The 9,658-nt window shown below is 50.9% G+C and carries 8 protein-coding genes and 1 riboswitch; of the genes, 5 read left to right on the top strand and 3 right to left on the bottom strand.

Going from position 1 to position 9,658, the window contains the following annotated elements; genetic code table 11:
• Both ACR0P9_RS03575 and ACR0P9_RS03570 read right to left on the bottom strand, forming a co-directional pair.
• The coding region (locus ACR0P9_RS03575; protein WP_432617465.1) for a 4-hydroxyphenylacetate 3-hydroxylase N-terminal domain-containing protein at nt 1-147 on the bottom strand (147 nt) is incomplete at its 3' end.
• A 148-nt stretch (nt 148-295) separates the two neighbouring features.
• On the bottom strand, nt 296-1,477 hold the full coding sequence (locus tag ACR0P9_RS03570; protein ID WP_432617464.1) for a 4-hydroxybutyrate dehydrogenase: 1,182 nt from the start codon (nt 1,475-1,477) through the stop codon (nt 296-298).
• A 549-nt stretch (nt 1,478-2,026) separates the two neighbouring features.
• On the opposite strand from ACR0P9_RS03570, the gene ACR0P9_RS03565 reads away from it, so the two are divergent.
• Complete coding sequence (locus ACR0P9_RS03565; RefSeq protein WP_432617463.1) at nt 2,027-4,084, top strand: ATP-binding protein; 2,058 nt, start codon at nt 2,027-2,029, stop codon at nt 4,082-4,084.
• A 58-nt stretch (nt 4,085-4,142) separates the two neighbouring features.
• Here the strand turns inward: ACR0P9_RS03565 and rny are convergent, their stop codons facing one another.
• On the bottom strand, nt 4,143-5,678 hold the full coding sequence (rny, locus tag ACR0P9_RS03560; protein ID WP_432617462.1) for a ribonuclease Y: 1,536 nt from the start codon (nt 5,676-5,678) through the stop codon (nt 4,143-4,145).
• A 323-nt stretch (nt 5,679-6,001) separates the two neighbouring features.
• Here rny and pgeF point away from each other — a divergent pair, with 323 nt between their 5' ends.
• The 4 genes from pgeF to ACR0P9_RS03540 all read left to right on the top strand — a co-directional run.
• Nucleotides 6,002-6,802, top strand: a complete 801-nt coding sequence (gene pgeF, locus ACR0P9_RS03555) for a peptidoglycan editing factor PgeF (protein WP_432617461.1) — start codon at nt 6,002-6,004, stop codon at nt 6,800-6,802.
• Nucleotides 6,803-6,811: 9 nt separating this feature from the next.
• Nucleotides 6,812-8,395: an ABC transporter substrate-binding protein gene (locus ACR0P9_RS03550; RefSeq protein ID WP_432617460.1), complete on the top strand. Its 1,584-nt coding sequence runs from the start codon at nt 6,812-6,814 to the stop codon at nt 8,393-8,395.
• A 12-nt stretch (nt 8,396-8,407) separates the two neighbouring features.
• Nucleotides 8,408-8,776 (top strand): DUF3783 domain-containing protein, encoded by a 369-nt coding sequence (locus ACR0P9_RS03545; RefSeq protein WP_432617459.1) that lies wholly within the window; start codon nt 8,408-8,410, stop codon nt 8,774-8,776.
• A gap of 165 nt (nt 8,777-8,941) precedes the next feature.
• A riboswitch (NiCo riboswitch) is annotated at nt 8,942-9,021 on the top strand.
• A gap of 44 nt (nt 9,022-9,065) precedes the next feature.
• Nucleotides 9,066-9,658, top strand: a 593-nt coding sequence (locus tag ACR0P9_RS03540) for a cation diffusion facilitator family transporter (protein ID WP_432617458.1), incomplete at its 3' end; no start/stop codon positions are given.

The raw sequence follows: 9,658 nt of genomic DNA, 5'->3' as shown, positions 1-9,658 counted from the left end.
TGCTTCATAAGTTGCTGCGAAGGAGTTCAGGGACGGGCGGATTACCGGATCGTCTACCGGATTCTCTACCTTCTTGCCGAACATCCACAGATTGAGGTTCAGCTTGCGCAGGGACTCAATATACTGTTCTTTGGTCATCATAGTGATCAAAATCCTTTCTTCAGTCGTCTCTCTCTTAAATGTATATTCAAGCGAAATTTCGATGTGTTTTATGTAGCAAAAGCGCAGCGAGTACCGCGGACGATACCCGCTGCGTTTCACAAGCTAACGGTTATAGTGTTTGTTCCGTTGGAACTTAGAAGCACTCTCTGTAAACGCGCTCAGACAGCTCCTTGGTCCACGGCTGAACGTAGGAGTTGGTGATCAGGCGCTGCTGGTTAGCCTCAACGGACTCAGCAAATGCCTTGATGTCCTCTTCCTTGAAGCCGTACTCATGCAGCGGCTTCAGGTGCAGAACCTTCTCCAGCAGCTCGTTCAGGTACGGGATAGCGTTCTCAACTTCGCAACCAGTGATGCGAGCAACCAGCTGCTTGAACTTCAGCAGTTCGCCGTTCGGATCGTACTCGTCGTAGATCTCCAGGATCTTACCGAACAGAGCGTAGTTGGACTCACCGTGCGGTACATGGTAGGTTCCGCCGAGCGGGAAGGACATGCCATGAACGGTAGCACAGCCAGCCTTCAGGAATGCGATACCAGCATAGGTAGAAGCGGTGGAGAACTCATCCAGGTAAGTCAGACGAGCGTCCGGGCCACCCTCGCCGATGCGGCGGAAGCCTTCCAGAATCATCTCCATAGCCTTTACGGAGAACAGCTCGGAAGTAGTGGTCTTACGATGCGGGGACAGGAAGGACTCGGTAGCATGGATCAGAGCGTCGATTGCAGAAGAAGCAAACGGCTTGTACGGCAGAGTCTTCAGCATATCCGGAACCAGGCATACCTTGTTCGGGATCATGTCGTCGGAAACCAGACCCAGCTTGGTCTCGCCGCCGGTCAGAACGCCGTCCTTCTCGTCCTTTACGATAGCAACGGAAATGTTGGTAACTTCGGAACCGGTACCACAGGTGGTCGGGATAGCGATAACTTCCTTCTCGTGGATGAACGGCTCACGCTTGAAGTACATCTCATGTACAGACTTCGGACGCTTGCAGCCCAGCAGCTTGCAGAGGTCCATGATAGCGCCGCCGCCAACAGCGATAACGCGGTCATAAGAATCGTACGGAATGGTATCGTACATGATCTCAATCATCTTCTCAGACGGCTCGCCTGCGCCTACAAACTTCTCCTGGAATACGAAGTTGCACTTCAGACCCAGTTCCTCCATGAACGGCTTGTAGATGAATTCGTTGGTCAGAACGCAGTCTCTCTCGTTCAGCTTGAATTCCTCAGCGAATTCCTTAAATGTTGCGCACTTGTAGATGGTCGGTGCGATGATGATTTCTCTCTTGTCGGCCTGCAGAGCCTTGCTAAAAGCATCCATATTTAACATCTCCTATAAAAATTTCTGTAGAACAAAAGTTCAGACGAACCTTTTGTCCAAAACTTGAGCGGATTGTTTGATACCCTCGCCTCTAATTGTATCAAAAGATGAACGAAACTTCAACAGAAAGTGCTAAAGTTACAAGAAAAAATATCTTGTTATCTCGACACAATCGGAGAGGGAAAATCCGCACCTTCCTACGTACTTACATTTTATACTAATGTTACAAGTTTGTAAATCGTTTTTTTGAAAAAAGTTGTGTAAAACGTGGACATAGTTGCCAGAAAATCCTGATTTTCGGTTAAAAGCATCCGAATTTCTGCACATATGATGGTGACATAATAGAAGAATTGGCAAAATACAGCGGAAAAACGGCACAATTTCTCCGGGAAGACGGATTTCCTGCATGATGCGGCGATTTGTTCCTTATGCGCAAGAGGAAACGAAGGGAAAGAAATCCAAAACAGCTGGTTGTCTTATGCGGATTCTATGGTATAATAAGAATCATAATTGTTTGAAGACAATTGAAATGTAAATAGGTGACGTAATATGAAATTTTTAACAGCACAAGGGCACTTCGGTGTGCTTGATGGAAGGCAGATCCGATTTGAGGATGGCCTCAATGTACTGTATCTCCCCAATGAGGGCGGCAAGACGACGCTGTGTAATTTCCTGCGCGTGATGCTGTATGGTCTCAATACCAGCAAACGCGATACCCGCAACCAGCTATCGGATAAGACGAGATTCCGTCCGGCGGACGGCAATCCCATGAGCGGTCTGTTGCAGCTGGAATGGAAGGGCAGAGAAATTATTATCAGTCGCCAGACCGGCAAGGGAACTGCACCGATGCAGGAGTTTTCCGCGGTGTATGCGGATACTGGCGAACCATGCGAGGAGCTGACGGCAAAAGACTGTGGCAAGATCTTGACCGGCGTCAGCGAAGAGGCGTTTCAGTCCTCCGCTATGCTGGATGGACAGGATCAGGCGCTTTCTGCTGAGGAGCTGGAGCAGCGGATGCTGGAGCTTTCCACTTCGGGAGATAACACAACCGCGTATTCGAGTGCGATTTCTCAGCTGGATCAATGGAAACATGCCTTGCGAGGCACGGGAAATCGCGGCAGATATGCAGCGGTGGAACAAGAGCTGGAGGACATTAATCGGTCGGTATCGCGACTGGATGAGCTGACAGCGCAGATCGCTGCATATGAAGCGCAGGAGCCTACGGCGCAGCAAGCTGTCGAAGAGGCGGAAAAAGAGCTGCAAGAGGCGACAGAAGCATTTACGCTGCTGTTCGTGGCAAAACGCGAAGCGGCAGAGAAAGAAGAACGAGAGGCGCGGGAAAAGCTGACACAGCTGAAGGAACAGCTCGTGGAAGAGCGGCTGCTCAATGAAGCAGAAAAATTCGCGCCGGTATATACAGAGGCCAAGCAGGCGTTCGACGTGGCCAGCGCGGAGCTGGAAGAGGTCACGGAAAACTACCAGAAGTGGCAGGATGACATTGACCACACCGAGGAGGATTACAGCCAAAGCTCCAGCAGCGTTGCGGATATTCATATTCGCGGCTGGTCGATGATTGTTGCGATTGTGCTCGGCGTATCGGCAGTCGTCAGTCTGCTGGGACTCATTCCATTTGGTCCGCTGACACCGTACATGCCGTATGTATTTTCTCTGCTTGCCGTGATTTTCCTCATTGTGACCTTTGTCGGCAGTACGCAAACGTTGGACACACCACCGATGGACTTTGATGAAGAGCGCGTCAAGCTGCACAAGCGCAAGCAGCAGGCTATTGCCCGCGTCGAGCAGACGACGGAAAAGCTGGCACAGGTACAAAATAAATTCCAAAAGATTTTGCGCAGCATGTCTCCGGAACTTTCCATGGATGACAGCGAGGAACTGGTTGTTTTCATCGCACAGGCGAGAGACAACAAAAAGCAGTATCTGGCGCGTCAGCAGGAGTATGAAGAACTCAAGCAGCAGTACATGGAGATTTTGGAACAGACCGGCCCGAATGGCGAAGTTCGCGTTCGCATGGAACAGGCCAAGCAGGCGGCAGAGCAGGCGCGAAACAGAAACACTTCGCTGCATGAAGCCATTGCTTCGTGCAAGGGCAAGCGAGAAGAAATCGGCGAGCGCAGTGCCCTGTGTGCCCAGCGCAGCCGATTACAGGAAGAACGCGAAAATATTCTCTGGCAGCTGGATGCGATTCGGCTGGCAAAGGAATCGCTGGTGCAGGCACATGCCGAGCTGACCGGCCGCGTTGCTCCGCAGATCAATAAGCTCGCCGAGCAATATCTGCGGATTTTGACCGCAGAACGGTATACCGCCATGCAGCTGTATACGGATTTGGAAGCGACTTGCCGGAGAGAAAACAGTGCAGTCGAGATGGATCGCCTGAGACTGTCTACCGGTACGCGCGACCAGCTGTACTTGGCACTGCGTCTTGCTGTGTGCAAGGTGCTGCTGGATAAGCAGGATGAGAGCGTCCCGCTGATTTTGGACGATCCGTTCGTCAATTATGATGACCAGCGCGTCGCCTGCGGCATGAAGCTGCTGCGGGAAATCGCGCATGAACGACAGGTAATTCTGCTCACGTGCAGACGGCCGTAAGACAAAAAATAAGCCCCGTACCGATTGGTACGGGGCTTTTGTGTGCACAAAAATGTGCTTATTTTGCGTATTCAACGGCGCGGGTTTCGCGAATCATGTTGATCTTGATCTGACCCGGATATTCCAGCTCGTCCTCGATCTTCTTTGCGATTTCACGGGAGAGCAGAACCATCTGCGAATCATTGACCTGTTCCGGATTGACAATGATGCGAATTTCACGGCCTGCCTGAATGGCATAAGAGCTGGAGACACCCGGCGTAGTGTTTGCGATCTCTTCCAGTTTTTCCAATCTCTTGATGTATGCTTCCAGGTTCTCGCGGCGTGCGCCCGGACGGGCTGCGGAAATGGCATCTGCTGCCTGTACCAGACAAGCAACCAGTGTCTTCGCTTCTACATCGCCGTGATGTGCCTGTACGGCGTGAATGATGTCTGCGTGCTCATGATAACGCTTGCACAGATCCACGCCGATGTCGACATGAGAGCCTTCCATTTCGCGGTCCACAGCCTTGCCAATATCATGCAGCAAGCCGGCACGCTTTGCCTGTGTGGCATTGATGCCCAGCTCTCCGGCGAGAATACCGGCGATATGAGAGACCTCGATGGAATGCTGCAGCACATTCTGACCGTAGCTCGTGCGGTAACGCATTCGGCCGAGCAGTTTGACCAGCTCCGGATGCAGACCGTGCACACCGGTTTCCAGAACAGCGCGTTCGCCTTCCTGCTTGATGATCTGATCCACTTCGCGGCGGCTCTTTTCGACCATCTCTTCGATGCGAGCCGGATGAATGCGGCCGTCGATGATGAGCTTTTCCAGCGTCAGACGGGCAACCTCGCGGCGAACCGGATCGAAGCACGAAAGGGTGATTGCCTCCGGCGTGTCGTCGATGATGAGATCGACACCGGTCAGCGTTTCCAGTGTGCGGATGTTGCGTCCTTCGCGGCCGATGATACGACCCTTCATTTCGTCATTCGGCAGCGGCACAACGGATACCGTTGCTTCTGCGACATGATCGGCAGCACAGCGCTGAATGGCGGAGGAAATAATCTCTCTCGCGTATTTCTCGGCATCATCCTTGGTCTGCTGCTGAATTTCACGCAGCTTGATGGCTGCATCGTGCTGTGCTTCCTGCTCGATGGAATCGACAAGATACTGCTTGGCTTCGTCGCGGGTCAAACCGGAAATGCTCTCCAGTCGCTCCAGCTGCTGCTGCTTGTATTGCTCTGCCTCTTCGCGGCTCTTCTGTACATTTGCCAGACGGCGAGTCAGCTCTTCGTTTTTCTTGTCCGCTGCATCGGTCTTTCGATCCAGTGTTTCTTCCTTCTGTGTCAGTCGACGTTCGGTTTTGGACATTTCGCCGCGGCGCTCTTTGATTTCTCGTTCGAGATCGGCGCGGTTTTTGTGAATTTCTTCTTTTGCTTCTAATAAAGCTTCCCGTTTCTTTCGCGCAGCGGTCTCTTCTGCCTCAGCTTTGATGCTCTCGGCTTCGCGTTTCGCGTCGCTCACGGTCTGCTTGGAAACATTGCAGTAGATAAACATGATGACAACGCCGACAACGAGTCCGACAACGGCTGCGCCAATGATATAACCAATCATTCTTCTGATACACACCTCCATTTTTTTGTGATTTTTTCTAAAAAAAGCTTGATTTTTAAGGATTACCTGTGCGGTTAAACGATAGATCGCGTACGTTTGATACAAAGGCATCATAGACCATTTTAATCGGAAAACAAAGTCTTGTCAACAGGCAGGGAAACGGGAATTGACAGGAAGAAAAAACGGAAAATGCAAAAGGGATAACGGAAGTAAAAAAACGACAGATTCTGGCGATTTTTTGCAAGGTTTCTGTATGGAATATTTCCACTATATTTTTTTGGAAAAGCATAGTATAATACATACAGCATAAGAGGAGGCGTACCATGCATCAGATGATACACAGGCAGCAGGAAGGCAGTCTGATCTATTATACCAGCGACAATATTACAACGAAGCATTTGTTTACAACAAAATTCGGCGGTGTGAGCAAGGGACATCTTGCCTCGCTCAATCTCGGCTTTAATCGGGGAGATGAGCGGGAAAATGTCCTGCAAAATTATCAGATTCTCGCCGATCATTTGCACGTGCCGCGTGCCCGCATGACCATGACCAAACAGATCCATAGCGACATTGTTCGCGTTGTGGACGAGCAGACAATGGGCATGGGATTGGGACAGCCGATGAGCTGGCAGGCAGATGCGATTATTACCAATTTGCCCCATGTTCCGCTGTGCGGATATTATGCGGACTGCGTGGTCACGCTGCTGCATGACCCGGTGAGCCACAGCATCGGTGTATGTCATTCCGGCTGGCGCGGAACAGCAAATGAGATCCTTGCCAAGACCGTGCGCCGGATGCAGGAAGAATATGGCGCAAAGCCGGAGCATATTGAGGCGGCAATCGGACCGTCCATTCGACAGTGCTGTTTTGAGACGGATGCCGATGTGCCGGACGCCATGCGCGAGACCATGGGCGATGCCGTCACGCCGTTTATTCAGCCGCGCGGCAAGAAATTCTTCCTCGATTTGCAGGGAATCAATCGAGAACAGTTAGAAAGCTGCGGGGTACAGAATATTGTAGACAGTGGCATGTGTACCAAGTGTATGCATGATACATTTTGGTCGCACCGTGCGACACACGGAAACCGTGGCGTACAGGCGGGCATTATCATGCTGGAGGGATAAGAACTAGATATGAAAACCAAACAGAAAATCACTGCTTGGCTGGCAGGAGCCTGTTTGCTTGGCACGCTGCTGACCGGCTGTGGTAACGACACGAATGCTGCCCAGCAGGATACAGGCAGTGTAACGGTAAATACGGGTTCTGGGGAACCGGTGGTGCAGGCGGATGAAAATGTAAAGGCAGTCACCTCATTTTCTCTGGCATATAATGAAAATGACGGACTTGACCCGCTGGCATGTACGTCGGAAGAGAACAAGCTGCTCAGTCAGCTGTGTTTTGAACGGTTATTTCTGTTAAATGAAAAATTTGAACCGCAGATGGAACTGTGCGCGAGCATTCAGCGCAACAACGCCAAGTCATACACACTGACCATTCGAGAAGGCGTAAAATTCCATTCCGGTGAAGATGTTAAACCGTCTGATGTCGTGTATTCACTCAACAATGCGCGGTTGCGCGATGATTCGACCTATCAGAATCAGTTGTCGTGCATTTCTTCGGTAAAATATTCCGGCAATGAAATCTATATTCGATTGAATACGGCAAAATCCGAAAAAGCACTGGAAGCGCTGCTGGATGTGCCGATTTTCTGCAAGGGCTCAGAAGACGATGATATTCCGGATGGCTCCGGACCGTATAAAATTGTCAAGTCGGACGACGGCGGCATCCATGCCGTTCCGTTTGACCAGTGGAGCGGCGGCGTGATTGGCTTCTGTGACAGCATCACCTTGCAGCCGATTGCAAACAGTGCAGGTGCCGTGAATCTGCTGGGCACCGGCCAGCTGTCTATGCTGATGCAGAAGGACGCAGAGGACACCGCGGCATCCGGTGCAAAATACACCAAGACGGTCGGTACGAGCCGAATGCACTATCTCGGCATCAACTGTGATGATGCGCCGCTGGATAATAAGAATGTGCGCACGGCTCTGTCTATGCTGATGGATCGAGCAACGATTGCACAGACTTGCTTTGCCGGACGGGCAGATGCGACTTCGCTGCCGGTGGCAAACGTTCCGAGCGGAGTTAAAGCACCGGCATTCGATCAGGAAGCAGCGCTGAAGCTGCTCAAAAAAGCAGGCATTTATGACCGAGATAATGATGGCTATTTGGAGATTCGCGGCGGCAGCGATTTCAAATTGCAGATCATCTATAATAAGCAGTATGGAACCAAGGGTGCCGTGCTGGAGCAGTATGCCAAGACGCTCAACGAGATGGGCATTCAGACCAAGGTCATTCCGCTGGAGTTTGAAGCGTGCCAGTCCCGCCTGTCGCGCGGCAGATACCAGATGTATTATGGAGAATATGAAATGACATCGGATTTTGACTTGTCTGCCATTATCTCGCGCAATGGAGACCGTAACTTTGGCGATTACCGCAGTGCGGATATGACGAGCGCCCTGACCGATCTCAACAATGCTTCGGAAGAGGATTATGATACGGCATATCAGACGTATCTGACCTGTTTTGCCAAAGAGACGCCGATTATTCCGATTGTCTTCGAGCGCAGACTGATTTCTGCGGTTGAGGATTTCCCAAAAGGCTTTGACCCGTGGCCAGATCAGATTTTCCATGGCATGGGCAATTGGTCTGCGACGTAAGAGGAGAAACGTATGCAAGTGCTATTGTTTCAAGTGCCGCCCAAGACGGAGAAGCAGCTGACACAGCGGTTAAAACCGCATGGCATCTCCGTGCGCACAGTTTCCCGAGAGGCGTATACAACGCCGATTGGCGTGCTGCTCGGCTTGCGCAAAGCGCAGCACGTGCTGCCGCCGCTGGGCTTTACCTTTGCGGAACCGATGCTGCTCATGCACGGACTTTCTGACCGTATGATAGATACGGTACTGGCGGAGCTGAGAGCGGCAAATATGCGCATTGATTTAAAAGCAATTACGACGCCGACCAATTTGGCGTGGAATGCGATGCAGATCTATGCGGAGCTTCAAAAAGAGCGAGAAGCCTTTTTTGCAAACAGAAAGTAAGACAAACTGCCAGTGGTTATCCACTGGCAGTTGTTTGTTATATATAACTTGAAAAGTTTGGAAAATTAGCGAAAATTATCCAAGTTGTCTATTTATAACCTGAAAAAATCCTCTTGACGTTTGCTGCATACCCTGCTATAATCACAAGAACAACAAACGGAACATACAATAAAACAACTGAGCAGGTACGGCGTCATAGCCGCAGCCGGGTCATTATGACAGTGGAGTCATTCCGCGGGACAGGAAACATCTGTTCCGCGTTTTTTTTATATCAAAGGGGGCTTTCTTTATGAAGCAAGAACAACAAGTACGAACCTCAGAGCAGACCGCGATGCGGGTTTCCATGGTGAGCATTGTCGGCAATATTGTCTTGTCGCTGTTTAAGCTGTTCGCCGGTATTGTGGCGCATTCCGGCGCCATGATTAGTGATGCCGTACACTCGGCATCCGATGTATTCAGCAGCATTGTCGTTATTATCGGCGTCAAGCTGTCCGCAAAGGCATCAGACAAAGAACATCCCTACGGACATGAACGGATGGAATGTGTGGCAGCCGTCATTCTGGCGGGCATTTTACTGGCGACCGGTTTGGGCATCGGCTTGGAAGCGATAAAAAATATTATTTCGCGTGACTATCAGTCGCTGGCCATTCCGGGCGTCTTGGCGGAAGTTGCAGCTGTGATTTCTATTGCATCAAAAGAGGCGATGTATCAGTACACACGCTGGAATGCCAAGAAAATTGATTCTTCTGCCTTGATGGCGGACGCATGGCATCATCGTTCGGATGCGCTGTCGTCTATCGGCGCATTGCTCGGTATCTTTGGTGCCCGCATGGGCTATCCGGTGCTCGATCCGGTTGCCAGCTTGATTATCTGTGTATTTAT

Origin of the sequence: Butyricicoccus sp. (assembly GCF_050872565.1) — a bacterium.
Taxonomy (GTDB): Bacteria; Bacillota; Clostridia; order Oscillospirales; family Butyricicoccaceae; genus Butyricicoccus_A.
Note: the sequence above shows the minus strand (reverse complement) of the source record. Positions and strands in the feature narration are given on the sequence as shown.